Here is a 26232-nt window from a genome sequence, read left to right on the forward strand (position 1 = left end):
ATCCGGTTTATGGCGTTTGGCATGATTCAAGCCCACACGTAAAGGAATACTCGATGCCAATCTATCTGGCGGCCGAATCAGAACTTCATGTAGGCCAAGGCTCAGTTACAGAAGCACCTGCGGCAGAAGGAACTTACGTTGTTGTATTTGAAGACGATGATGCGGCGCTGGGGTTGTTTGCGTAAGAGCTGGGTTGGGTTTCGCGAGATAGCATCAGTACGGTGGTTCGTGGTGATGTTTTTCTCGCAGGTGAGAAATCTGGCTTGGAAAGCACCAGCAGAGTGACCCATGCTTTGTATAGGATGATTCGTATAATGTGTATTATGTTAAATAATGCATGGGACCTAGTCGTTCGACTAAAACCAAGTACGCGTTGCCGCATAAGGACAGTAGCGCTGTGTGGGCGAAGCTGGTTGGCGTTTGTGCTGAGCTCAATGGCAGCGGCGCAGAAATCGACCTGACCTCACTCCATTTGTACTTGGAAGGACTAGCTCAAGATTTTCACAGGTCGCGGCTTGTGCGTGAGGCCATCATAGACCTGAGCTTAGGCACCGTAGTTGTCAGCCAAGAGCGGCGCGCACAGCTTGCCCCGTTAGCGGAGTACTTGGAGCCCCTGTTCTCAAGCAGCCGCCCTGCCACGAGTACCCTCCTCGCGGATGAACTTCCACCGGTGAGTCCGGCATCAGATAGCACCCTCGCCTCTCGCCAGCTTGATCGCGTCAGTCAATTCCACAACGATCATCGGTACCGGGATGCGCTGGCGCAGTTGGAGGTGCTCGAAGACGGTCTCCCTACTTACGATGCGCACCAACAGGCCCGGTGGTATTTCCTACGAGGGATGTGCTTCTGGCATTTGGCGGAGGACGTGAAAGCCGCGGCAGACCTCGAAATGGCTGCCAGCCTTTACCAGGACGATGAGCGTATCGCGGCGGGCCTTGTCCGGGCGTCGATGCTCAAGGATGACGTGCAGACTGCGATCCAGGTTGGACAGGAGGCCATCGCGCGTTTCCCGGACTCATACTCGGTCTGGGTTGCGCTGACCAATGCAAGGCTTCTGAACAGAGAGCAGCTGACGACCGAAGAGATACCTGAGACATTCCGTGACAAGTCGGGAGCTTGGCAGTTGCTGGCCAGCTCAATGGCTGGAGCCGGAGATGATGAAGGCGCTGTGGATGAATCGCCCCGGATTCTCTAGACACCTTGCAAGCTCATTGCGTAACGCTTTTCAAACTCTACCGGTGACAGCTGATTGTTGAAACCATGCCGGCGTTTTGCGTTGTAGAACATCTCGATGTAGTCGAACACATCGCTACGAGCATCTTGCCGCGTGGTGTAGATTCTCCGCTTGATACGCTCCCGCTTTAGAAGCTGGAAAAAGCTCTCGGCTACGGCGTTGTCATGACAGTTGCCTCGGCGACTCATGCTGGCAACCAAATTATTCGCCTTCAAAAAACTGCGCCAATCGGTGCTGCTGTACTGGCTGCCTTGGTCGGAGTGAACCATCACCTCCTGTTTCGGCTTACGCCTCCAAACCGCCATCAATAACGCATCAATGGCTAGATCACTGGTCATCTGCGACTTCATTGACCAGCCAACGACCTGACGAGAAAACAGATCCAGCACCACAGCCAAATACAGCCAGCCTTCGTACGTGCGAATGTAGGTGATGTCGGTGACCCACACTTTGTTGGGTTCTACGACATCGAACTGGCGCTTCAGTAAATTGGGTGAGGCGACTGCTGGCTTACCTCCGTACTTTCCAGGGCGTCGTCGATACCCTGTCTGAGAGCGCAGCCCCTCAAGACGCATCAGCCTCGCCACACGATGCCGACCACAATCTTCACCGACCTCGCGAAGATCATCATGGATTTTGCGATAGCCATACACTCCGCCACTCTCCAGCCATGAATGCTTAATCAAACCCAGCAATCGCTGATCATCTTTAGCGCGTGCAGATTGCGGCTCAGACAACCAGGCGTAATAACCACTGGGATGGACTTTCAGCGTCAGGCAAAGCCGTCGAATGGAATAGTCGCCCGCGCGCTGCTTGATAAAGGCGTACTTCAGCCGCACTCCTTGGCAAAGTACGCGGCGGCCTTTTTTAAGATGTCTCGCTCTTCAGTGACCCGCTTGAGTTCCGCTCGCAGTCGACGCAGTTCAGCGTGCTGGTCATCGTCTTGCTGCCGTTCTTCTTGAGGTTTGCTGTAGCGCTTTATCCACGCATAGAGGCTATGCGTCGACACACCAAGACGGGCCGCTACGTCAGCGACGGGAAGCTTCTTTTCGGTCACTTGATTGACCGCTTGGGTTTTGAATTCTTCGGGATAACGCGGGTTGCTCATGGCACCTCCTGATTGGCCTCATTTTAAGGCATGGAGGTGTCTACGAAACCCGGGGCGATTCAATCTGTATAGACCACGTTGTCAAATCGCTGGTTCTCTTCTGGGAAGCTCCCTTCAAAAAATCGGCTTTGATACAGAACCACAGAGCTTGCGTAATCAACACCGAGATCTTCACAAATGCTCCAGATCATTGGGGTGATTGCTGGATGGCCGCCCCATACAATCTTGTGCTGGCGAACGGCAGCGATGGCGAACTCGCGAACGGCACACTGGATAAGAAACGGGTCAGCAGTCTCAAAATACTGACCTCGCCCAGCCACTGGGATACTTGCCGAGAGAAAAATCGCCCCCATTTCTACGCCCTCCAGTCTGCAAATTGCCAGCCCGCTTCGCAGGCCTTAACCCATCGCGTCGCCTGGATGTGCTGGCCGAGCCAGTCCAAATGACTCAGCCACTGCGGATGCAGGCCTACATGGTCATAGAGTATGGCCACAGATCCGTCAGGAGAGTTCATTGAAGCTTCGTGCATAGTCGTGGAGGTCGGCACGCCCACGGCTGGGTAAACCACGACCATCCGGTCATCGGGCAGCCGTACCTGAATCCCGCGCCCGGCGCCCATACCAATCACCTCGCCACCAATGGTCTCGATGCCGATTCGCAGATTGCTAACCAGGTTAACGGTTCGCACCGCATGGCTCTTGCTGCGGACTTCTTCAAGCTGGAGACAAATCCGGTCAATCGCGTGGTCAGTGATCCTTCCAGATGCGACATCTAGCTCGCTCGCATCAAGCTCAGCGAGGCTTGCGGTGGCCAAGCGCTCGGAACGCTGGGCTTCGGGCCATCCTACCCGAAGCACGCTGATGCCCTTGGCAAGCGCCCTCCCGAACTCGGCCGATGTCCATCGTAATCGTCCGGCGAACTCACCTACCCGATCCCAGCCATAAGGGCGATGGTGTCCACCTAAAAAATACGTGGACACCATCACCCTTCTTGTCAGGATTTCCATGCGCCAAAGAACCTCTTACCCCAAGCCCTTTAAAGCCCAAGTCGTCCAGGAATGCCTACAACCGGGCGTATCAATGGCCAGCGTTGCCCTGCGTCACGGCATCAACGCTAACCTGGTTCGAAAATGGATTCCTGCGTATCGCAATTGCCAGCCACCGACGCCGCCCGCTTTTGTTCCAGTGAAACTCGCGCCCACAGCCCAGCCAGATCAGCCAATACCTATCAGCCTCGAGATTCCTTTCGGCCAGCAAATACTCACCGTGAAATGGCCATCTTCAGACCCAGATGGTTGCGCCCGCTTTATCCGTGGGCTTGCCCAGTGATCCGCATCGACGCCATCTGGCTCGCCACTGAGCCTATGGACATGCGCGCCGGTACGGAAACAGCATTAGCCAGAGTGATTGCGGTATTTGGTGCGGCGAAGCCGCACTGCGCTTATCTCTTTGCCAATCGACGGGCCAACCGAATGAAAGTCCTGGTGCACGACGGTGTCGGCATCTGGCTTGCTGCGCGGCGATTGAACCAAGGCAAGTTTCACTGGCCTGGCATCCATCGTGGCCTGGAAGTACAACTCGACAGCGAGCAACTCCAGGCGCTGGTGCTGGGCTTGCCTTGGCAGCGAGTCGGCGCGGGAGGCACCATCACAGTGCTATAACACCTTCTATTAGCCCATCGGTTTATCGCCGCTGATCGCCTGCTCTGGCACAATCAGCGGCATGACTTCCTCGCCCAGCCTCGACCAGATGACACCAGAACAGCTACGCGCCTTGGCCGAGCAGGCCTTGCAGTTGCTGTCCCAGGTCGACTCGATGGGCCAGAAGATCCAACGCCTCGAAACGGTCAATGAGCAGCTTGCCCATGAGATCGCGATCCTCAAACGCCACAAGTTCGCCAAGCGCAGTGAGCAACTGAGCCCTGACCAAGGCAGCCTCCTCGACGACCTGCTCGACACCGACCTTGCAGCAATCGAAGCCGAGCTGAAGGCGGCCAATCCGCCAACTGCACCGGCCGAGCCTCGTGAGAAACCCAGACGTGCGCAGCTGCCTGCGCAGTTTCCACGCACAGTGATCCGCCACGAGCCGGAAAACACTCAGTGCGCTTGCGGTTGCCAACTTCAGCGCATCGGCGAGGACATCAGCGAAAAGCTGGATTACACACCGGGCGTGTTCACGGTAGAGCAGCATGTGCGTGGAAAGTGGGCCTGCCGCCAGTGCGAAACGCTGATCCAGGCACCGGTGCCGGCCCAGGTAATCGACAAGGGCATACCTACTGCAGGCCTGCTCGCTCACGTGATGGTGGCGAAGTTCGCCGACCACTTACCGCTATACCGTCAGGAGAAAATCTTCGGCCGCGCCGGTTTGGCAATTGCGCGCTCAACGCTAGCCCAATGGGTCGGGCAAACTGGCGTGCAGCTTCAGCCTTTGGTTGATGCGCTGCGAGAAGCAGTACTGGCGCAGCGAGTTGTCCATGCCGACGAGACGCCGGTGCAGATGCTCGCACCCGGCGAAAAGAAAACTCACCGCGCTTATGTATGGGCTTACTGCACCACGCCATTTTCGGCGCTTAAAGCGGTGGTCTACGACTTCAGCCCAAGTCGCGCGGGTGAACATGCCCGCAACTTCCTCGGCTCCTGGAACGGCAAACTGGTGTGCGACGACTTCGCAGGCTACAAGGCCAGCTTCGAGCTGGGCATCACCGAAATCGGCTGTATGGCTCACGCCCGCCGCAAGTTCTTCGATCTGCACGTGGCGAATAAAAGTCAGTTGGCCGAACAGGCACTGCACTCGATTGGCGGTTTGTACGAGGTTGAGCGGCAAGCCAAGGAAATGGGCGATGAAGATCGCAAGCGATTACGTCAGGAAAAAGCGACGCCCATCGCTGAGAAGTTGCACGAATGGATGCTGGCTCAGCGCGAGCTTGTGCCCGAAGGATCGGCTACGGCCAAAGCTTTGGACTACAGCTTGAAACGCTGGGTAGCGCTGACGCGCTACCTGGACGATGGGGCTGTGCCCATCGACAACAATCCTGTCGAGAACACGATAAGACCATGGGCCTTGGGGCGATCTAACTGGTTGTTCGCAGGATCGCTGCGCAGTGGTAAGCGGGCTGCGGCGATCATGAGCTTGATCCAGTCGGCGCGCATGAACGGGCATGATCCGTATGCGTATCTCAAGGATGTGCTGAGCCGGTTGCCGACGCACAAGGCCAGTGAGATTGACCAACTTTTGCCGCATCAGTGGATGCCGGGCTGACTTGCGCAAGGCGTGTTCCCCGTACGCTTACGATGATCTTCGCTTGCCTGCTCTTCGTCGCTGCGACAGGACTATTGCCCTTGGGTTCTGTTGTTGCAGTCTATTGAGGAAGAACCGCCCTTCGGACAGTTCTTCGCCAAGAATCAGCCACGCTTATTCATAGTCTCAAACATGGCTTCTCCCATCTGACGGGTTTTAACGGAAACCCCGACCAGAATTTCATCTTTACCCGCTCCGAGCTGCTCAATGCTCTCAATAGTAAAATCATCAGCCGAAACCATCATGTGGCTTGCAGCGCCCGCACTGCGAGTACCGCCACCGAGAGCGGTATCGACTATGGGAGGAGCAATTTCAATAACGCGGATATTAGAAGACTTCAGTTGATGCCTCAGGCTCAATGTGAAGGAGTGGATAGCCGCCTTGGTCGCACAGTACACCGGCACGTCAGCCATAGGCGAGAATGCCAGACCAGAGCTGACGTTAATGACGTAAGCGTTTTCTTGCTGCTTAAAGCTCGGCAGCAGCTCCGCAATCAGGTGGACAGGAGCCGTAAAGTTAACGGCGATTTCGGCATCGAGCGTATCCATATGCGGGTCGCTGTTGAAATCACGTTGGTTTTGAACGCCTGCATTGTTGATCACAACGTTGAGGCTTGGGTGGTTATCCTTAAGCCATTTCACCATCGCACGACGACTTTCCGTGTCGGCAATATCGCAAGCATATGGGATCAACGTTGGAACATCATTTTTAGCGCGAGCCAACATCGCCTCATTGCGGCCGCAAATGATCACCGTATTGTTTTCAGCAAGGCGTTTGGCGAGAGAGAAGCCGATGCCGGTGGCACCGCCAGTGATCAGAATGGTATTGCCATTGAGCTTCATGAGAGCTTCCTACTTTTAGTAAGAAGGTGCGCTGCACAAAGAGAGAAATCCGCAGGCACACCTCCACAACCGGCAAGCCGGGCAAGGTGTCGCGGATACCCTTTCGGGAGGAGTTGACGTTCCATGGAACGTTGACCGGGCTACCATCCGGACTGCACTCTTTCGACGCACAATTTTTACCAAGCTTTTGTGCGGATCACAACCCGTGTCGTTAGCTGCAGCTAACAAATATCGGGCATTGCAAAAGTGGATAAGGTTTCTCTCACGCCTGGTTAAGGCGTCCAGGGTCACACACATAAGTGCTATCCAGGTCTAAGGCGCTTGGCTTTCCAAAATCCTTGGAAGCCCGAGTGCCAGCAAGTCAATCGCCAGACGTGATCGTAATGAAAGGTGCTGAGCGTCAGGCCAAACAACGTTGCACTCCATCACCGCCCAGGGATGCACACGAGCAAAACCCAGCAAAATGGGCGCAACGCAGTACCGCCCAAATAGCACAGGAAGCGACACTCTCAAACTTGGCGACAACCTCCCGACGGCCAGTCTCCAACATGATCTCGCCGACGCGCAATTCCTCTATGGTTCGGAGGCATTGCTCGTAATACTGTTGGCCATCTTCGGTATGGATTAAAAGAGCTGCATTCGGCTTGAGGAAAGTCATTCTGGAAGCACATGACAAGAGCGAAGTTAATCTCTTTGCAGAATAATGGCCAAGCCTTTAAAGCATATCAACAGCTACTGCCAATGTGACTGCCGGGGATACGGTGACTCTCTTTTAGCCTGCCTGACTGGAGATAGATGATAAGGCATGCCCACAGGCCATTGCTCACAACGCCTGGAGCACACTGGGGTCGATCAGCTCTAAAGCTCATCGAAAAGCGGCCGTTACACTGGGTTCAACCCTCACTCACGGAAGTAGTGACATGCAAATAACCAACAATCCTCTGCCCATACTGACCCCCGGCGGTACTCGCCCGGCGACTCCCCTGCCCGTTTCTCCAACCCCGCCGCCACCCTTGACCGATGAGCAAAAAGCAGCATTGGAAAAGCTCAGGGATCAGTTGCAAAATCCGACCAACCCTCCGGTTACTGTGACGCCGGTGAAAACCTCGCTGATCGATGAAGTGGTTTAATTCGACACAGTAATGGTGTTCAGGAGGTTATTTCCAAATAACCTCCCTTCTGGTTAACAGCCGTCTACGTTACCGCACTGAATCCAGCCACGAATCAACGTCCCGAGTCATTCAACTCAACGAATACTGTTCGCTGGATGAGCACATGTTTTCCATCAGGAGATGGTGGCGATAGAGTTCACATTCAAACCTGTCGAAGCTCTATTGTATAAGAGAAAATTTGAATCGTTTTTTATAAAGCCAGCCTCATCCCAAACTGCACGGCCTGTATTCCATGAGCCAAGCCTTAAGATGGAGCCCTCAACACCCAATAATAATGCGGCAATCTTAATCATATTTGCCCTGTTACTTTTAATGTTTTCCCAGGCTTTGTAGCCTGGGTTGTAATTGAGATATTTTTATCGCCTGGTCGAGGGCAGCTAAAATAAGTGTCTTCATGCTTTATTTTATGCGCTCAAAAACTCGCATTGGTATCTTTTTACTTTTTCCGGCAGCGTTCATTGCGTCAGTGTATTTTTTGTAATACCCCACAGCCTCAGTGGTTTTTTTCATATTCCAGAGAGAGTCAGCAATATTCAGCATCAATACTGTGCGCTGGCCGACAGATTCAAGGCCTCGATATATTTTAAGCGCAGAAGCATCATCCCCTGCTTGCGCCAGATAAAACCCCAAATCATTTAACGATTGGGTGTTTTTTTCGGGGGAATAACAGCTCATGTAAGAGTCGCCCCCCATAAACATCTGATCTTTTATCGCTGCGGCCCTAGAAGCTGCTTCGCCTATAACAGAAGTCGACTTTATCAACTCCTTAGGGCTTATTGTTTCCAGTTGTGGCTTTATAGTTTCTCCACCATCCGTTGACCAAGTGCCCTCCTTCCAGCTTCCCGAGCAAGCTTCAGCTGGCCGAGAGAGAAGTACACACCCGCTGTCCATGGAAATCATATCGCAGTAATTTTTTTCAGTACTTGTAACTTTCTCAGAGTCATGCAGCTCACCAAATACTGTTCGCTGAATTATTGCATACTTCCCATTCGGGGAGATGGCGGTAGAGTTTGCTCCCAAACCTATCGAGGCGCTTGAGCCGCCATCATACAAAGGGACGCTCAGGCCGTTCTTTGCAAAATCCAATTTACTCCAAACGGAAAAATCTTTATTCCATAAAGAAAAATTTAAAGCTGAGTTTTCAGCACCTTTTAAACTAAGGTCTGCCGCATTGCAAGTAGCCGCCAACGAGAGCAAGCAGTATAGGCCTGCGCCGAAGTTTCTGAGATATAACATTATTACAATTCTGCCTTTAGGTGGTTGTATCGAAGTGATGCGTTTGTCATTCTCCTGCCGGAGCCATACAGATCAAGAACCTTTCTTTCATGAACGTCATGTGTTGCTCCCCATGTATCAATATTTTTGCTGATCGTAGGGTTTTGAGCGAAAAAAGCGTTAAGTGCAGTTCCTAGGTCATCACTTACATAGCCCGGCCTGTTGATATCATGGTCAAGCACCACTGCTCTACCGAGAGCTGTTTTAAAGAAAGCTTCGGCAGTAAAACTATAGCCAGTGGGTTTCTTTTTCAAGGCGCTTCGCAATCTATCTATAAAGTCCATTATCTGTATTTCTATGTATGATGAACTTGCGATTGCGCAGGCCATCACTGAAACCGGCTGACAGTTAACTACCTGTCCAAAAGTTGACTCGCCGCAACCAATTTTCAAGTTGGTCTTGAGTGCCTGCCCTTCTAGCTTGGCACCATTAGCGCGCGCTTCTCCTTGATAATACATTTTTGGCGAAGTTCCAGTCTCATCAAGCTTCCAGCCCTTAGATTCAAAATACTCGATATAATCTTCAGGGTATTTGTCTTTGAATTTTTTGACCTGCGCAGGTAATTCTCCCCCTCCAGAAATATTAATGGTTTTTTGCATTGCGCCCGCAGTGATCACTTCACTGTCGTAACTTTGTACGCCATTGATTTTCGCCTCATTGCCTGACATCACAACAATTATTTTTTTCTCGATCGCAGTTATTTTTCCTCCTGAAACCAGCTCATCCCATTGGGGAGCACTACCAAGCTCTTTATCACCCGTATGTAATGGCCCATAATGTGTCATGCTCGATGAAATCCAGCGAGTAACCTTTACAATGGCGTTGCAGTCACAGGTTTTCTTAGCCCTCATTATTGTAATAAACTCGACAGGATGAAAATGCCAAACCAGACTCGACCCTATCGCCGCCTTCCCAGACAACTCATCCCAAAAAGCATACTTGTCAATACGCTCTTTCTCATGCTTGAGGGTTTTCGGCGAAGTCTCCAGCAGCGCATCCAGCTTGCTCCACTTCGCTGAACCGGACTTGTCCTTCCACTCCGTCGGATGATAAGCAATCAGCCTCGACCATTGATCTCTCGTATCCTTGTTTTTCAAGGCTTCTGACAGCTCGTCAGAGCTGACCTCCTTATCATTGTTTTTATCGATTTTAGCGAAAAGATCCTTGAAAAATGGCGGCATGTCATCCGGATCGAGAAAACCGTCGGCTGTAGTGTTGGTTTCTTCGACAATCTGAAAACCCAACTTCTCCCAGTCATGCTGAGTGATGAGCTGCGCACCTGTCTTTTTCACCAGGCCGGTCAGCGTCTGGTTGTCATCGACGACGCTGACTTCATACCAGTCTTCGTTGTTCTCCTTGATGACAGGTGCCTTGGCCAGATCGATGGCATGTTCTTTCTTGAGGGGGGCAGTTTCGGTGGCAGAGGCTTTTACCTTGAGTTTCGTGTCTTTTGCCAGGTAAAGATACTGCTTGCCTGTTTTCAAGCCAGCGATGTTCTTGAGAAATTCCTTGACCTCTGCTTCGGCGGTGAAAATCTCGACGTGTACCTGATGCTTGCTGCTTATTCCTCCCTCTTCACCTGTGAGGTTTTCGGTCAGCCCCAGATAGCCAATAGGATCGCCTGCCTTGATGCCTGTACTGGCCGTTTCAACCGAGTCGAAACTGCTTGGGGTCAGAGATGTCCATTCGACAACTTTGTAACTTGCTTCGTTTTCCACACATATCCAGAAACTTGGCGGTACAGTACCTGCCCCAGCGACTTCGCCACTAACCAAGGTGCATTTCGCCATTCTGCGGAGTTTGCCCCCCACGTTGAGAGTCAGAACCTCTTTGCTCTCAAACTCTACGATACTGGTGGCGTTGAGTTGGGTGCTGTACTTGTCTCCCGCTGGCTGACCATTTTGTGGATTCACCGGATCCTTGTACAGATCGAGCTTGATGGCGGCAGTCGCCTTTACCTTACCCTGCCAATAGTTCGGGCGCAGACGCTCAACGAGCTTGTCCGCTGTCCAGATTTTGTCGCCAGCGGAGTTTTTATAAGGCGCGTCGTTTTCCTTGTAGGCGAACCAGATTTCATCGCCTGCGTTACGTGTCGTACTTGAACCGCTTTTTACCGACCCGACAAGAATCTTGCCCTTGGCGTATACCTTCACGCCTTCGCTGGCCTGATCGATAATCTCCAACCTTGTGCCTTTCTTGATCAGGCCATAAGACTGGGCACCCTCTACCCAGGGAGCCTTGTCGTAAGCCTTGTAATCACCAACGTTCATCGTAACGACGGGCTTTGGTGTTTCTTCCGGGGCCAGTGGGTAACGTGCGTAGGGCAACAGATGCATGTACAAACTGTAGAAATTCAGTTTGTTCTGCTTACCTTTGTTGGGGCCTTCTTCCGGGTTTGGTGCTGATTTGTATTCGTGGCGCACCAGACAAAAGGAGTTGGAGTACTTCAACTTCTTCTCGTTGTCGCCGAAGGTCGACTCCAGGTAATCCTGATTCAGGCGATAGGCGACAACCTCACCATCGGCCATGCAGCGTACGGGTTCATTCAGTACGCACTGTGGAGCAGTTTTGTCTGAGATATGAATTCCGCCATGCCAGAACCTGTTGCTACCCAGCAGGTAATGGCCAGATGTTTCGCCCTCCAATGCTTTATAGACGTCTTCCACGTCGGTGAACTGCTTACCGTCAGCCTTGCGGAACGGGTACTGAAAGTTCAACAAGGGCGCAGGCCCGGCAGGTGCTGGAGTCGGTTCTGGTGCTGGTGCTGGGGTCGGTGCAGGTGCTGGCGAGCCCCCTGTTCTGAACTCTTCCTTTGCTCTCAGGAATTTCGTCGGGACTGGCCAATAGTAACTAAGAGGCGGTCTTGGGCCAAAAGCCGCAGTGGCATTACCACTACTCTGAGCGCCGAAAAATTTTCCACCCTGAGTCACAGGGTTATAGTCTTCAACAATACCTGTATGAAATAGTGCCACACCACCACGAACAGGAGGTATATTAATCCAGAGCGCGATATCTCCCTTTCTCACATCTTGCGGTAATACGGTCGTGTAATAGGTCGAGTTATTCATCACTCGAGTATCTTCATACGGAATATTGTAACCAGCGCCTGTCAGCAGCAGGTTGACCATATGAGAGCAATCAATCGCCTTTTTGCCGTTAAATAGGGCTGTACCATTACCACCCATCTTGTAAATATAATCGCCGCCGGTGTATCTGCTTTTTAAATCAAGTGGCTCTGTCATTTCTACATCCTGAGAATTAATAGCAATGGCTGGCTATTGTGAGGTCAGCCGCCTGCGTCTTCAGACGCTGCACATTAGTAGCGGCGGTTTGATTACCTTTATCGGCGGCTAGACGATAACAAGCCATCGCTCTAGGTACATCTTTAGTCCCCCATTTCCCGTCTTCAAAGACATAGCCCAGGTAATTGATCGCATCGACAGAACCCATGGATGCAGCTCGAACAAGCTCCTTTTCTGCCAGATCGGGATGTTGGCATACACCGTTGGCTGCAATGTCATTGCCATAGCAGTAAAAAGTCGACAAGCTCGCAGCTCCATCAGCAAGAGTAGTTGCAGCCGCTTTTAAAAGCGCCTCGACCTGTGCGGTTTCCAACTGTGGAGCCATGCCAGAAAGACTCAAACTTGCAGCATCCAGGCTGGCTTCAGGATCACCCGAGGCGGCAGCGCATAGATAGTTTTCCAGAGTCGCTTCAAATAATTCGGTAGTAAGCGGGTACTGCTCTGCCCCTGCTAGCCCGGAGTAAGCATCAGCACGTTGATAGCAGTAATTTTCAGTACGACTCATACCGGGTCTTTTTTCTGCCAACAGGTCTTTCTCACTGATCGACCAGTCTTCCATTCCCCCAAGCACCCAGCACGTCTGGCGAGTAAAGTTGAAGATTTTGATATTGCTGTTACCGGCACGCTTATCAATGACATTGACGTGGCTGTCGTCCACGTTCTCAATGACAACGCCTTCAGTCTTATCCGAAGCCATCGGTGCCATCAGTGGAAAAGCCAGCTCTGTATTCCTCACCTTAATAGTCTGAGGTTCAAATTGCTCAGCCTGTGCCGCAGGCTTGAGCACCAAAGCCGTTACCGTACTTGCCGTGAAACGCTGCTGCACTTGCGGAGCAGTAGAAAACGCCGTGAGGAAGGTGGTGAATTCCTCGGATGGGCACTCATCAGATGCACTGGCACTACCATGAAAAAGACTAAGGCCTGATGTAGCGAAAATCATCGCAGCCAGCAGGCGTCTTTTCTTTAATAGACTATTCATATCAATCACTCAGAAAACACAAAAAAAGCCTTCGGCTTAACCTTCTCAGGCGGCGCATTCACCAACGCCTGATCCATCAAACTCCCCGCCTTGTCCTTATCCGCTGCCCCCGGCAACACGGGTGGTTTGATCGCGATTCCGGTGCCTGATCCCGCCGAGCCACCGGCATTGACCTTGACGACCGGGCCAATCACGGTGATGCCACCGCCATCGAGCTTGATGAAGCTCCCGCCTCCCAGCGCAGTCAGCTCCGTACCGGCTTCGATGACGATCTTGTCGCCAGCCTTGAGATGGATTTCTCTGCCGACGCTGGTCAGTTGTGCCGTACCGAGCTTCACATGCTGGTTTTGTCCGATGGTAAGGTGGTCATCCATCCGGACCTCGACCTTGCGGTCGCTGTGGGTGGTGCGGTGTTCTTCGGCCTTGAGTTCGGTGTAGGTGTTTTTCTCTACGGTGTCGTGGCGTTCGTTGCCGACGCGGACTTTCTGGTCATGCTCGATGTTTTCGTCCCAGTCGCGCTGAGCGTGGATGTAAATCTGTTCGGCGCCTTTCTTGTCTTCGATGCGTAGCTCGTTGTACCCGCCACCGCCTGGAGAACTGAGTGTCTTGAAGACGGTACGGGTCTTGTTGGCTGGCAATGGGTACGGAACCTGGTTTTCCTTGTGGTACAGGCAGCCGTTCACCAGCGGCTGGTCGGGGTCGCCTTCGAGGAAGGTGACGAGGACTTCCATGCCGATCCGCGGGATGGAAATAGCGCCATAGCGGTCGCCGGCCCAGGCGCTGGATACACGCAACCAGCATGTGGTCTTGTCGTCGGCCTGGCCTTCCCGGTCCCAGTGGAACTGCACTTTGATCCGGCCGTACTGGTCGCAGTGAATCTCTTCACCTTTTGGCCCTGTAACAGTGGCTGTCTGGGTGCCGAGAACACGGGGTTTGGTGTGCTCCAGCGCCGGACGGTAGAACACGGCCCACGGGGTGGCGAGGAAGCGGTTGCGGTAGCCCTGATGGAAGTCGTCCTTGTTGTCAGTGGTGTCGCTGGTGACCGACTCTTCCAGCACTTGCGGCTGTTTGCCTTCGTGAACGATTTCGGTCAGCAACCACAGGTCGTTCCACTCGGTCTGGGGATGATCCGAGATTTCCAGAAAGTGCCCGCTGGTGAGGGTCGTCTGGTCGCCCCAGCCTTCGACCTGCTGGTAATCGGCGCGATGACGCTCCAGAGCGCGCTGGCTGAGGAATTTACCCCGGGCGCGGTCCAGGAAACGGCCAGGATAGTCGTAGTCTTCCAGATCCGGCTCGGTGCTTTCGTCAGCGGGCTTCCAGGCGGCTTCAAGTTGTATGCCGGGCTTTTCAAAGTCGTAGTCACGCCGAGTGACACGACTAGTGCGCGTTTCCAGGCGAAAGTTCAAGCCTTTGATTACCGGTTCGTCGGCAACCAGACCGCTGCCTTGTACATACGCCGTTGGCTGACCGAGTTTGGGAAACACAGTCTGATCGTCGCCAAATACCAGCAGATGAAGCTTTTCGCTGTGCTGGAAGTGATAGTGAATCCCCTCCTCTTCACACAGGCGCTGGATAAAGTGCAGGTCGGTTTCGTCGTACTGCACGCAATACTCACGCTTGGGGCACTGCTGGCTGAGCTGGAAGCTGTAGGCGTTACCCTTGATGCCGTGCTCTTCGAGGATCAGCGCAATGATCTCGGGCGCCGACAGTTGCTGGTAGATACGCTGGTTGGTCCTGTGGTGCAGGTACTGCAACTGCGGAACCAGAGACAGGATGTAACGGGTCAGACGCTTGCCGGCGTCGCCCTGGGCGATACGGTATATCTGGCCATGAATGCCGCTGCCCTGAGGATCGAACGCCAGAAACGCCTGCTTGTGCAGGAGCTTTTCCAAGTCCAGATCAGGGTTTTCGCTGACAAGTTCCACGTCGAAACGAAAGGCCTGGCTGATGCCTTCTGTACCAGTAAACGACAGCACCTGCAGATCGCCCTCGTAATCTTCGATGGTCAGGCTGAAGTGCGTTTCGTTGGAAGGGTTGAACATTGTTTGCTCCCTGTTCGGTAGTCATCCGTTACGCCAAGGCATCAGACGCTGCTGCCAGGACGAAGTGACGGTGAAAGCGTCACGCAATTGTTTGGCGGTGATCCTTCGATCCCCGGCATCGAAAGCCAGTGCTGCGCGCAGGGCTGGCCAGCAGTGTCTGGGCAAGTTCTTCGGCGCTTGCAATTCACGATCGAGGCGCTCGTCACGGGCCTGGGTCGAGGGCAAACGGCGAAACGGGTGTTTGCCTCCCGCCAGCTCGAAGATCACACAAGCCACGCCGAAAATATCGGCACCTGCCGACAGTGGCTTGCCTTCGAGCAATTCCGGGGCGGCATAGCCCGGTGTCCAGGCATGGAATCGCTCGCGGCTCAGGTGCGGCAGACCGGGCAGGATACCCTCCTCTGCCTGGCCAAGGCCAAAGTCGAACAGGCGTACGCCGTCTTCTGTGACCATGACGTTGCTCGGCTTCATGTCACCATGCAGCACGCCATGAGCATGGGAATAGGCCAAGGCATCGAGTAACGGCAGTGTGATGTCACGCAGTTCTTTCCACGGCAGCCCCAGAGGCCGCTCACAGAGCAATTTGTCCAGGGTCAGCCCACGCATGAGTTCCATGGTGATGAAGGCCCGCTGACAGTCAGTATCCACTTCAAAGTTATGCAGGCGCAGTACGTTGTCGTGGCGCAGGCGTCGGGTCAGGGCGTACTCGCTGTAAAGCAAGGCGCTGGCATCCGGCGACTCTGCAAATTCTTCGCTGAGGACTTTCAGCGCGATATAAGGATCGGGATCGCCGAACTGCTCGCTCAGCAAGTCCCGGGCACGATAGACCAGGCCCATGCCACCGGCACCGAGCAAACGCTCGATACGGTAACGACCTGCCAGCAGATCGGGCATCTCCGAGATGCTGGCACGGGTCGGCGCCGGCGCAGCGTCTGCCTTGTGCGACTGGGCGAAGGCAAAGTAGGTCAGATTGCTGTCCTGCTCCTCGCTCACCAGCAAGTCGTCTATCGGTCGCATGAGTTCAGTCATTGGCGGATTACCACGGCCGTCAGGTTGTCCCGTGCCGAACCACGCAGGGCACCATCGAACAGGCGCTCCAGCGCAATCTGCGGCGCAGTCAGGCTCAAGGCATTGCCGAGTGCATCGCTGCTGAGCCCTTGATACAAGCCATCGCTGCAAAGCAGAAAGGTATCGCCGGGATACACTTCCAGCTCCAGTACATCCAGGGTCAGTTGCTCTGCAGCCCCGACTGCACGAGTCAGGGCATGGGCGCCAGGATAGGCCCGCGCCTGCTCCGCGCTCATTTTCTGCTCGTCGATCAGTTGCTGCTGCAGCGAGTGGTCCCTGGACAACTGATACAGACGCTGACCGCGCCACAGATAGCAGCGGCTATCGCCGGCCCAGATGCAGGCCGCACGATTACCCTCCACCAGCAGCGCCACAACGGTGCTGCCCATGATGCTGTCGTGGCGTCCGGCGGTGACAGTCAACTCTTGCCCCAAACGGCGATTGAGCCAGTGCAGGCACTGGCGTATGTCCTTGAGTCGTTCGTTGAAATCATTCTGCACCGGCAATTCCGCCAGGCTGGCGACGATCAACTGGCTGGCGATATCGCCCCCCTGATGACCGCCCATCCCGTCTGCGACCACCCACAGCCCATGCTGTGGGGAGTCCAGAAAAGCATCTTCGTTGCGCGCCCGAACCTTGCCGGCATCGGTGCGCGCAGCGCTGCGCCATGGGCTGGCTACCAGCATCAGAGCTGCACCGGCATGCGGAAGGTACGCAGCACGCCCATGTCGAACGGGTTCGGCGTGCGCTGGCTGGTCAGCAGGTAGTTGGCGCGCAGGCCACCCACGTCGGCCTTGAGCACCAATACGTCACGCCCTGTCAGGTATTCGGTCTGCATCAGGTCGAACAGACGGAACAGTGACCATGGGCCAGTGTTCTTCTCGATACCCAGCGGGCGACCGACCATTCTGTCGAGTACCAGGCTGGTGCGCCCGTCTTCGGCATCGGTTGGCCATTTGAACGACACAGGCACGATCGGGCCATGGCGGTATTCAATGGTCTTGTCGCCCAGCTTGAACTCGGAACGGCTGACTGCCGGGTCCAGGGTGTAAGGCTCCAGCTTGAACTGCACTTGCGGCTCGGCCGGGTTATCGGCGAAGAAGCTCTGGCGGATAACCAGTGCAGACGCCATCTGGTCGAGGTAGACCTTGGAGACCGGCAGGCTGTAACCGTCGACAGTGCGCATACGGTAGTTACCCGGATCGCCACTGACGAATGGACGCATGTAGCTGTCGAAGAAGCGATCGGCAATACCTTGAGCCTTGAAGAACTCACGGAAGTCGCTGATTGCCACGTCGCTGGCGCTGTGCGCGTTGAACGGATAACGCTGGTTGATCGCCTTGCCGTAAAAACTGTACAGCTCGTTCTGATAACGCTGGTTCAGGTACTGATAGGAATCACGCAGCACCAGGCGCCATGTGTCTTCAGCCAGGACGTTGAACCACACACCCACCGGACGCGGCAGACGGCTGGATACAGTGCGCAGGTTGCTCAGCGCATCACGCTGGCCACCCATGCGGTTCTTGGCCAGCTCGAACGCGGCCTGATCCGGAGAGCTGGAGCGCGCCAGGCTGGCCATCTGCATTTGCAGTTCGTTGAGGGCTGCCAGGGCTGGCGTCAGGTCAGCGGTCGGGCCGTTGTTGTCATCCAGCAAACGGTGCAGCGGTTCAAAGCGGCTCTGCAGGGATTTGCGTGCAGTATCCGGCAGTTTCTTCGCCAGAGCATCAGACGCATTGCCTGCTGCAGCGGCTGCTACCTTGCCGAGTTTTCCGCCCTTGTCGGCCAGTTGCGCGGCAGCTGCAGCGGCTTCTTCTGCCGTTTCCGCGACCACCGGGAAGCGGGTGTTTTCACGCACTTCCACCAGCATCTGGATGACCGGTGAGTTGGCTGACGTCAGGCCTGCCAGTTGCTCGGCACCCTCGCCAAAGTCGTTGATGGCCGGCAGTTGAACCTGGCCTACCGCTTCACCCCAATAGTTGGCGTAGTCACGGAAATACAGTTGCTCCAGCTCAACCATCAGGCGACGCAAATCCATGCTGCTCAGGCCAGAGCCTTCACCCAATACCCAGTTGTCACGCAGGATATCGCTGACCAGCATCGAGCCCTGTACCGAGAAATACTGCTGGTAACCCTGTTGGGTGTAGAAGCCCGGAATCACGTAGTCGGTGCCGACAAACAGCGAGCCTTGTGGTCCCAGGTGTTGGTCCAGACGGTATTCCGGCAAGTTGCGAGCCTGTTCGCGCAGCATGCGGTAGACCACGTTGGCAAGGGACTCGCTGCGCAGAATCTGACGCGCCTGAGCCACCAGTTGCTCGTCCAGGGGATAAACGAACGGCTGCTTGAGCAAACGCTCGAAGTGGCTGTTCAAGCCGTTCTGTACGGCAGTGTTGCCACTGTAACGCTGGGACCATTCTGTCGCGACCCAGTCCTTGAGCCATTGCTCGTCACGACGGTCCTTCATGTTCAGCATCAGGTACGCACGCAGGCTGTTGAGCAGGCGATCGCGGTCCTTGGTGTTGGCACGCACCTGGCCTTCCAGCAGGGTTGCGACCCGTGGCAACAGTTGTTCTTCGAGCTGACGATCGTAAGCGTCCTTGACGACCGGGTTGACGACTTCACCCTGATACAGACCACCGCGTTCGTGGTAGCTCACATCGTCTTTTGCCGGGAACACCTGGGTAGCGGCGTAGCTGGTGTCCAGGGTCTTGAGCGCTGCCATGGCATCATCGCGGGTGCTGAGAGCCGAGCGTTGCTGGGTCCAGGTCTGAGCAAGGTTGCGCAGGTTTTCCAGACGCTCATAGTTGGCAGAGAAACCGCTTGCCCAAAGCAGGCCGAACAGTCCCAGTGCTGCCAGTGCGCCCACGTACAGCGCACGTTGGCCCCAATGGATGCGGCTGCGTTCGCGTTTGTCCAGACCCGCAAGATCGGCCTCAGGGAAAATCACCCGGCTGAGCAAGTGGTGAATGAAGCGCGAGCGACCGCTGCGCAGGGTTGGCAAGATGCCAGCATTCAGGCCCAGGTTGGCGCCGATACCAGCAGTGGTGGCGTCCATTTCCGCAGTCAGGTGCGGCGCGCTGGTCAGGTAGAAACCACGCAACTGGCTGGCACGCTGGTAGCGGTTGCCGGTGAATGCCATGTCGACGAACAGGCACAGACGCTCGCCGATCTGACCCAGTTGATGCGGGAAGTCGAGGATGCGGCCACGACGCTGGGTGTCACGCTCCTGGTGCATGCGCATGATCACCTGGCTGTTGAGGCGACGCAGCAGTTCTTCAAACTCGTTGCGCAGCACAGCCACATCGGTGCCAATCTGCTCTTTGCGGAAGCTGGTACCCAGTACCTGATCGCTTTCTTCGCGAGTCAGTTGATCGAAGAACTCATCAAAGCCCAGCAGGCTGTCAGCCTTGCTCAGCACCAGATAAACCGGCACGTCCACATGCAGTTTCTGATGCACGTCCTGCAGGCGGCCACGCACCTGACGAGCCAGGGTTTCGAGTTGCTGTTCGCTGCCCTGTAGCAGGGTTTCCACCGGAATGGTCACCAGCACGCCGTTCAACGGACGATTGCGACGACGCTTGCGCAGCAGGTCAAGCAAGGTGCTCCAGGCACTGCCATCGACTTCGGCATCCGGCTGGGTCAGGTAGCGGCCAGCGGTGTCGATCAGCACGCCATGATCAGCGAAGTACCAGTCGCAGTGGCGGGTGCCCAGGGTGTCTCGGGTCAGCTTGCGTTCGATCTTGTTGATCGGAAACTCAAGGCCGGAGAAGTCCAGCAAGCTGGTTTTGCCACTGCCTTGTGGCCCGATCAGCAAGTACCAGGGTAAGTCACTGCGCCAGCGCTCGCTACGGCCGCGATACAGGCTCGACGTCTTCAGGGTCTTGAGCGCATCCTTGAAACGCACTTTCAACTCTTTCTGTTCTTCGTCGATCTGCTCTTCGCGGCGGAGACGATCCTGGCCGTCTTCGCTCTCTTCCATCGCTTTCTTGCGAACACCGGCGCGCCAGCTGACGAAGACCATGGTCAGGCCCCAGATCAGGAACAGCACGCTGATGGTCAGCAGGCGGGAGGTCGAGCCTTCCCAGAACTTGTAGTCATTGACCGCCAGCAGCGGCCCCACGAACCACACCAGCAACGCGACAAACAGTACCAGCAGCAGCGTCCAGACCCATGTCTTGCGCAGGAATGCGCCGACTTTCTTGAAAAAATTCTTCATCACGCGTCCCTGATTACGGCTGCGACTGCGGCTGAACCGCGGTCTGATCAAACGGCTGATAAGGTTGCAGAACGGTGTCGCGCTGCTCGCCCAGCATCCAGGCGAAACCGGAATACATCACCACCAGGCAGACGAAGGTAAACAGCACCACCATCCACACCGGCACGATGCGTACCAGGCTGCGGCGCTGATCGTTCAAGCCTTCCCAATGGGGCGACAGCTCACGTGGTACATCACCGCGCAGTTGACGGATCTGGCGATACAAGGCGTCACGGATGCCTTCGAGCTCGAGCATGCCCCGTGCCTGGACCCGATACTTGCCTTCAAAACCGAGGGACAGGCACAGGTACATCAGTTCCAGCATGGGCAGATGCTTGACCGGGTTTTTCGACAGGCGATCCAGCAACTGGAAAAACTTCTCGCCGCCGAAGGTTTCATTGTGGAAGCTGCTGAGCAGGCTCATCTGCGACCACTCGCTTTCGTTGCCCCAGGGCGTGGTCACAACCGCTTCATCTACCACAGTGCACAGCACATAACGGGCAGCCATTACCTGACTGCTCTCGGCACCGTTGTGCAAGGCGCGCACTTCAAACAGTTTCAGCCCGGCCGTCAGTCGATCGTTGAGTGCGTACAGGTCCTCGCGGGAGTCACTGTGCTTGAGTCGCACCACTTCAGACAGCAGCTCGGAGCCAGCAGCCACCAGCGAATTGAGGCTGATGTTGAACGCTTCGGCCGGGCGCAGGCGCGCTGCATAGATCATGCGCTCTTCAAGCTGCTCGAAGCGTGGCGGCGCTGCGAAGTCGGTCAGCGGGCTCGATGCAGGCCCATGGCCCTGACGGTCGAGCAGGACGGTCTTGTCGTCCTGGTTGTATTCCGTGTCCTTGATCATGTCGATCAGTTCCTTATGGCCCAGAATTTCAGTTCAAGCTCGGCGAATTCGCCGGATACATGGAACGCGAAGCCGCCGGAGCGCTCGAGTTGTGCCAGGTCTTCGGAACTGAGTTCGAGGATGAAATAGGTTTTGTTGGAGTGGAACGCGATCTGCCGCGGGGCCACCGGCAAGGGTTTGACCTTGATGCCTGGCAGGTGCAGGTTGACCAGTTGGCGGATACGCTCCACCGGGCCGACCTTGAGGTGCGCGGGCAAGCGATGACGCAGCTCTTCGGAATCGCAGTTGGCACTGGCCGCCAGCACGAACGAGGCTGAGCCCAGCAGAGTGTGATCGTGCAGCGGCGAGACAATGATGCCGTACTGGCGCGCCTGCAGAATCAACTCGATGGCATGCTGCTCCAGCACCATCGACAACACCTGGCGGATCGCCTCCATCAGTTTGCGGAAGCTCGCGCCCTGGTCGCTGTGCTGATAACGGCTGTCCAGGCGTGGGCGTTTGCTGTCACTGGAAAAGGTCGCCAGATCGCCAAGCATGGTCAGCAGCGTGCGGTACAGTTCTTCCGGGTGAACCTGCTCCAGGCCCAGATAGTGACGCAGCAGCAGCTCGGTGCGGTTGATCAGTTGCAGCATCATGAAGTCGCCGACTTCAGCGCCACCCACCTTGCCGTTGGAGCGAATCCGGTCGGCGATGGTGTCGCCCCGGTGGCTGAGCATGCTGATGACTTCCTTGAGGCATGACAGCAGGTAGCTGGAAGCGTGCGCCTGGATGTAAGTCGGCACAAAGTCCGGGTCGAGGCTGATCACGCCGTCCGGCGTCGTATCGAGCACTTCGCAGATCTTCAGCTTCACGTAGGCCTGATCGCTCTGCTGCTCGCCGAGCAACAGTTTGAAATCGGGACGACCACAGCTGACCTGACTGGCGGAGTCGTCGCCGGCATTGGAGTCGGCCACTTCGGCTTCGTACGCGGTATAGCGCGCCAGCACGTCGGACTGCTCCGGACGACGAGCCTCGATGTGATTGCCGGTCACCAGCGGCAGTGCCAGATAGACCGGTGTATTACCGGTATTGGGTGGCACGTCGAGAGCCAGCGGCTCCGTGTTGCCGCCCAGCTCGAACAGGCTGCCGTCCGGCAGAATCCCCGAGGCCTGACTGACCACCAGCTTGCCCATATTGAGGAACTGCAGGTCGATGTCCAGATTGAGGAAGCCCCAGGTGTAGCTGCCCAGCAGCTTGGTGCGGGTCTTCATCTGGTGATCGTAGTAGCGATCGTTGTGCTGGAAGTGCTGCGGACGCAGCAACATGCCTTCCTGCCAAATGACTTTATGAGAGTTCATGGTCAGTCGACTGCCTTGGCGAGCGATTCATTGGTGTTGCGAATACCGTTCTGATCAAGAACCAGTTCGGCATCGGTGAGTGCCAGCGGAGTAACTTGAAGCGTGTAGCGCCATCTGGTTTCCGGCAGGTCGCGGTAGGCCGCGAGGACACCGACGTAACGGCTACCCTCTCCCACAGTCAGCTTGAGTTCGACGGTTTCACCCGGACGCAGCTCCAGCTCTTCGCTGGTCACCATGTCCGGAGCCAGGGACTCCTTGGCGCGCTCATAAAGGCTGAAGAAGTCCGCATTCTCGAACGCCACCGGGTGCTTGAGCTCGAACAGGCGTACCACGATCGGTGACGGACGGCCGTTGAGGTCCGGGTTCAAACGATCACTGGCCGTCAGCTTCAGGTTGAGCTTGGTGAGATGGGAGTACGGCGAAAGCGTTGAGCAGCCGGCCAGCACCACCAGGGCGGTCAGCGCAGCCAGCGTTTTAGAGAAAGCAGTCATACGGCGAGACATGCGCATCATCCTTGGTGATCGGTGTGGAGGGTGGAAATCAGGCGAATCTGCTCTTCATAGGCCTGGGCGAAATCGCGGGCCATCAAACGCTCGCTCCAGTCATCATCCTGGCGCAGCGCCTGGTGATAGCGCCCGTAAGCTCTCCAGCGACTGCCGGACGTGGCAATCAGCGGTTTGTTGTCGCGCTCGAAACGCAGGGTGAGCTGTTGCGGCGAGAAGTGTTCCAGGGTGCCGCGAACTGCGGCGCGGCTGGCGGTCAGCAAAGCCACCTGATGCGCCTGCAGATCACGGAATGCGCGGGATATCGCCTGCTCGGCCGGCAACTGCCCAGGCTTGCCTGGCTGCAACAGAATGCCCAGTGCTTCACGAGTATCGACGGCAAACTTCAACGGGTTCTTCTGACTGCCCTGAACCGTGGTCTGCGCCAGGCGTAATTCGTTTTTCAGCTCGCTGCGGGTGCGCAGGCTCTGTTGCAGACCGCCGATGCTTTGCTTGAGCAAACGGGCTGCATTGAGCGCCAGTGCCTCTTTTGCATCATGATCGAGATCCTTGAGGTCAACCCCCAGAGCCACAGCAAACTTGTCCCAGAAAGCCTCGGACTGACGCTCGACCGGTGGCGGTGCGGGCGCAGGTTCAGGCTTTTTCGCAACCTCGACCAGTTCCGGCACCAACAGGCTTTCCATATCGATGCGGGCATAGTCGGCACGCTGCCGTCCATCATCGATAGCGGTGTTCGGGGAGATCAACTCCTCGATTTCCGAATAGACACGCTCCTGCTGGTCAAGGGCGTTCAGCGGGTCCAGGTCGAGGAAAGCATCGTCAGGGATGATGCTGCCTGCCGCTTGTGGACGACCGACTTCCACGTCGAAAGTGGCCGGGTCACGAACCAGCCGCGCACGAATCTCGAAGTCACCCAGGACATACACACTGCCGTGTTCGATACGTACGGCTTCACCCTTGCGCAGACGCGCGCCGTTGGCACTGTCCTGAATACCGTTGCTGCTGGTATCGGTCAGGAAAAACGTTCCCTCGCGATAGCTGATCAGCGCGTGATGGTTGGACAAATGACGCTTGCGGTCCGGGATGATCCAGTCGCAGTCCTCTCCCCGACCAATCACGCCACCAGCCTGCTTGAAGGTCTTCTGGCACAACTCCGTGGGCACGAACTGCTTGGTGTTAAGCATTTCGAAAACCAGTTCCATGATGATGCTCCTTGCGGTCACTTGCCGCGATTGACCGCCTGAGGATCACCCAATGGGCGATAGGTGTTGTCGTTGAATTTGTAATTGCCGCTGCAGCCGCCAAGGCCGCATAGAACGACAAGTGTCAGCAGGAAGGCTTGCCAGTGACGAACAGACATCAGAGGGTCTCCAGGAGTAAGCACAAAGCGCCGGACCTTTCGGAGGGCGCTGTTAGAAGCGGATGAATTGGAAAAGAGTGTTGTTGCCTACCCATTGAAATCACCCAGATTGATATTCAGGCGCTCAAGGCGGTAAAGCAGCGTGCGCCTCGGCAAGCCGAGTTCACGCGCGGAAAGAGTCTGGTTGCCATCGTTCTTGCGCAGGCAATCGAGGAGCATGCAACGTTCTACCTGTTCCAGGCGCTCGCGCAGATTGAGGCTGCTGTCCAGAGGAATGGCTTCTGTGCGCAGGGAAAAGTGTTCGGCCAGCAACTCACCGCCCTCGCACAGCAGCACGGCACGTTCGACCAGGCCCTTGAGCTCGCGAACGTTGCCGGGGAAGGCATAACTGGACAGGTGAGTCAGTGCCGAATCCGACCAGCGCAACGACTCACGCTGCAGGAATGCACAAGTCTTGTCGGCAAAGTGCCGAGCCAGGTCGACAATGTCGCCTTCGCGCTGACGCAAAGCCGGCAGTTCGATAGGAAACTGCGCAAGGCGGTAGTACAAGTCCTCGCGGAATGTGCCTTCACTGACCATCACCGACAGGTCCCGGTGCGTGGCGGCGATGATACGCACGTCGATCTTGTGAGTCTCGTTGGAACCCAGCGGCCGAATCTCGCCTTCCTGCAGGACGCGCAGCAGCTTGGCTTGCAGGGCCAATGGCATGTCGCCGATTTCGTCGAGCAACAGGGTGCCGCCATTGGCTGCGTCGAAAAGCCCTTCACGGTCAAAGTCAGCACCGGTGAATGCGCCCTTGCGATAGCCGAACAACTCGCTTTCGAGCAGGTTTTCAGGGAATGCCGCACAGTTCTGCACGATGAATGCCTTCGAGTGGCGCGGGCCGAAGTCATGAATCGCCCGTGCGACCACTTCCTTGCCCGTCCCCGTCTCGCCGCGCAACAGCACGGTATAAGGGCTGTGCAGGACTTTGCTGATCATCGAGTAGGTACGGCGCATGCTTGCGCTTTTGCCGATCAGACCGTAATCGCTGGCATTGGGCACGCGGGCCGATGCAACGGGCAGCTCATCCGTGGGCTGACGCAGGCGCTGCATCAGATGCAACTGGCCAAGTACAAACGAGCCAAGCTGCCCGAGTGAGTCGGCAAAACCTTGCAGGTCGACATGCCGACGGCTCGCGCACAACAATACGCCTTCGACGGATTTCTGATGGGTGACCATGGGGACACACAGCAGCGACTGCCATGGCGTGGCCTGTGCCGGCAGGAAGCTGGTTTCATGCAGGCTGCCGCTCAGTTCACTGAGGAACAGCACACGATTCTGGCTCAGGGCGAACTGCAGCAACTGTTCGTCGCTGTAATCCACCGGCAAGCTCGCCGCTTCCCGTGGTTGCAGGATGCCATCAAGGCACTCGGCATTCATGCCCAGGCAGGTGTTGGTGGCATCCAGCAGGTAGAGCTGAGTCAGCTCGCAACCGCTGAGTCCGGCCAGCCCGCGCACAAAGCCACCCAGCAGATCGGCACCGCTGGCCGCCCGCGACAGTTCAGCGTACTGCGCAAGCAACGCTTCGGCATAGGCCAGTGGCTGAGGCACCTGAGTGAACATCACACCC

23 protein-coding genes are annotated in these 26232 nt (G+C 56.0%); 6 read left to right on the forward strand and 17 right to left on the reverse strand.

Going from position 1 to position 26232, the window contains the following annotated elements; all coding sequences use genetic code 11:
- Positions 1–53: 53 nt before the first annotated feature.
- Positions 54–185: a hypothetical protein gene (locus KGD89_RS26150; RefSeq protein WP_256327116.1), complete on the forward strand. Its 132-nt coding sequence runs from the start codon at positions 54–56 to the stop codon at positions 183–185.
- Positions 186–397: 212 nt separating this feature from the next.
- Complete coding sequence (locus KGD89_RS12710) at positions 398–1195, forward strand: tetratricopeptide repeat protein (RefSeq protein ID WP_025260161.1); 798 nt, start codon at positions 398–400, stop codon at positions 1193–1195.
- On the opposite strand, the gene KGD89_RS12715 is transcribed toward KGD89_RS12710, so the two are convergent.
- From KGD89_RS12715 to KGD89_RS12725, 3 genes are all read right to left on the reverse strand, one after another.
- Positions 1192–2342 (reverse strand): IS3 family transposase gene (locus KGD89_RS12715; protein WP_117148206.1). Its coding sequence is split into 2 segments (ribosomal slippage): positions 1192–2108 and positions 2108–2342, totalling 1152 coding nucleotides; the frame shifts between segments, so codons are not numbered across the junction. The two genes, KGD89_RS12710 and KGD89_RS12715, sit on opposite strands and share 4 nt — an antisense overlap.
- A 59-nt stretch (positions 2343–2401) precedes the next feature.
- Positions 2402–2695: an SLOG domain-containing protein gene (locus KGD89_RS12720; RefSeq protein ID WP_038400392.1), complete on the reverse strand. Its 294-nt coding sequence runs from the start codon at positions 2693–2695 to the stop codon at positions 2402–2404.
- A 2-nt stretch (positions 2696–2697) separates the two neighbouring features.
- Positions 2698–3348, reverse strand: a complete 651-nt coding sequence (locus KGD89_RS12725; protein ID WP_244165755.1) for a hypothetical protein — start codon at positions 3346–3348, stop codon at positions 2698–2700.
- On the opposite strand from KGD89_RS12725, the gene tnpA reads away from it, so the two are divergent.
- From tnpA to tnpC, 3 genes are all read left to right on the forward strand, one after another.
- Positions 3347–3670, forward strand: coding sequence for an IS66-like element accessory protein TnpA (gene tnpA, locus KGD89_RS12730; RefSeq protein ID WP_081741908.1), 324 nt, complete (start codon positions 3347–3349; stop codon positions 3668–3670). The two genes, KGD89_RS12725 and tnpA, sit on opposite strands and share 2 nt — an antisense overlap.
- A complete protein-coding gene (tnpB, locus tag KGD89_RS26005; RefSeq protein WP_244165752.1) occupies positions 3613–4002 on the forward strand; it encodes an IS66 family insertion sequence element accessory protein TnpB in 390 nt (129 codons plus the stop codon). Before tnpA ends, tnpB begins: the two co-directional genes overlap by 58 nt.
- A 61-nt stretch (positions 4003–4063) precedes the next feature.
- Positions 4064–5599, forward strand: coding sequence for an IS66 family transposase (tnpC, locus tag KGD89_RS12740; RefSeq protein ID WP_025258071.1), 1536 nt, complete (start codon positions 4064–4066; stop codon positions 5597–5599).
- A 143-nt stretch (positions 5600–5742) separates the two neighbouring features.
- Here tnpC and KGD89_RS12745 read toward each other — a convergent pair whose 3' ends face one another.
- Complete coding sequence (locus tag KGD89_RS12745; RefSeq protein ID WP_025260163.1) at positions 5743–6480, reverse strand: SDR family oxidoreductase; 738 nt, start codon at positions 6478–6480, stop codon at positions 5743–5745.
- Positions 6481–7400: 920 nt separating this feature from the next.
- Here KGD89_RS12745 and KGD89_RS12750 point away from each other — a divergent pair.
- Positions 7401–7610, forward strand: a complete 210-nt coding sequence (locus KGD89_RS12750) for a hypothetical protein (RefSeq protein WP_025260164.1) — start codon at positions 7401–7403, stop codon at positions 7608–7610.
- Positions 7611–8051: 441 nt separating this feature from the next.
- Here the strand turns inward: KGD89_RS12750 and KGD89_RS12755 are convergent, their stop codons facing one another.
- The 13 genes from KGD89_RS12755 to KGD89_RS12815 form a co-directional block, all read right to left on the reverse strand.
- Positions 8052–8888 (reverse strand): tetratricopeptide repeat protein, encoded by an 837-nt coding sequence (locus KGD89_RS12755; protein ID WP_025260166.1) that lies wholly within the window; start codon positions 8886–8888, stop codon positions 8052–8054.
- Between the two features lie 2 nt (positions 8889–8890).
- Positions 8891–12169: an EF-hand domain-containing protein gene (locus KGD89_RS12760; RefSeq protein WP_025260167.1), complete on the reverse strand. Its 3279-nt coding sequence runs from the start codon at positions 12167–12169 to the stop codon at positions 8891–8893.
- A gap of 16 nt (positions 12170–12185) precedes the next feature.
- Positions 12186–13208 carry a tetratricopeptide repeat protein gene (locus KGD89_RS12765; RefSeq protein WP_025260168.1) on the reverse strand — a complete coding sequence of 341 codons (1023 nt, stop codon included), beginning with the start codon at positions 13206–13208 and terminating at the stop codon, positions 12186–12188.
- Between the two features lie 5 nt (positions 13209–13213).
- Positions 13214–15250 carry a type VI secretion system Vgr family protein gene (gene tssI / locus KGD89_RS12770; protein ID WP_025260169.1) on the reverse strand — a complete coding sequence of 679 codons (2037 nt, stop codon included), beginning with the start codon at positions 15248–15250 and terminating at the stop codon, positions 13214–13216.
- A gap of 21 nt (positions 15251–15271) precedes the next feature.
- Positions 15272–16279 carry a serine/threonine-protein kinase gene (locus KGD89_RS12775; RefSeq protein WP_025260170.1) on the reverse strand — a complete coding sequence of 336 codons (1008 nt, stop codon included), beginning with the start codon at positions 16277–16279 and terminating at the stop codon, positions 15272–15274.
- Positions 16276–17004, reverse strand: a complete 729-nt coding sequence (locus KGD89_RS12780) for a PP2C family protein-serine/threonine phosphatase (RefSeq protein WP_025260171.1) — start codon at positions 17002–17004, stop codon at positions 16276–16278. Before KGD89_RS12780 ends, KGD89_RS12775 begins: the two co-directional genes overlap by 4 nt.
- Complete coding sequence (gene tssM, locus KGD89_RS12785) at positions 17004–20531, reverse strand: type VI secretion system membrane subunit TssM (protein WP_025260172.1); 3528 nt, start codon at positions 20529–20531, stop codon at positions 17004–17006. The genes KGD89_RS12780 and tssM overlap by 1 nt, the downstream gene beginning before the upstream one ends.
- Before the next feature lie 13 nt (positions 20532–20544).
- On the reverse strand, positions 20545–21420 hold the full coding sequence (gene icmH / locus KGD89_RS12790) for a type IVB secretion system protein IcmH/DotU (protein ID WP_025260173.1): 876 nt from the start codon (positions 21418–21420) through the stop codon (positions 20545–20547).
- A gap of 5 nt (positions 21421–21425) precedes the next feature.
- Positions 21426–22757: a type VI secretion system baseplate subunit TssK gene (gene tssK, locus KGD89_RS12795; RefSeq protein ID WP_025260174.1), complete on the reverse strand. Its 1332-nt coding sequence runs from the start codon at positions 22755–22757 to the stop codon at positions 21426–21428.
- Positions 22758–22759: 2 nt separating this feature from the next.
- A complete protein-coding gene (gene tssJ, locus KGD89_RS12800; protein ID WP_025260175.1) occupies positions 22760–23260 on the reverse strand; it encodes a type VI secretion system lipoprotein TssJ in 501 nt (166 codons plus the stop codon).
- A 5-nt stretch (positions 23261–23265) separates the two neighbouring features.
- The gene (tagH, locus tag KGD89_RS12805) at positions 23266–24462 is read right to left on the reverse strand and encodes a type VI secretion system-associated FHA domain protein TagH (RefSeq protein WP_025260176.1); all 1197 of its coding nucleotides are present in this window, start codon (positions 24460–24462) and stop codon (positions 23266–23268) included.
- Positions 24463–24479: 17 nt separating this feature from the next.
- Entirely contained in the window at positions 24480–24620 is a 141-nt protein-coding gene (locus KGD89_RS12810) for a hypothetical protein (protein ID WP_025260177.1), read from the reverse strand.
- 87 nt (positions 24621–24707) lie between these two features.
- Positions 24708–26225 carry a sigma-54 interaction domain-containing protein gene (locus tag KGD89_RS12815; RefSeq protein ID WP_025260178.1) on the reverse strand — a complete coding sequence of 506 codons (1518 nt, stop codon included), beginning with the start codon at positions 26223–26225 and terminating at the stop codon, positions 24708–24710.
- Positions 26226–26232: the final 7 nt, after the last annotated feature.

The organism is Pseudomonas cichorii (assembly GCF_018343775.1).
In the GTDB taxonomy this organism is placed as follows: domain Bacteria; phylum Pseudomonadota; class Gammaproteobacteria; order Pseudomonadales; family Pseudomonadaceae; genus Aquipseudomonas; species Aquipseudomonas cichorii.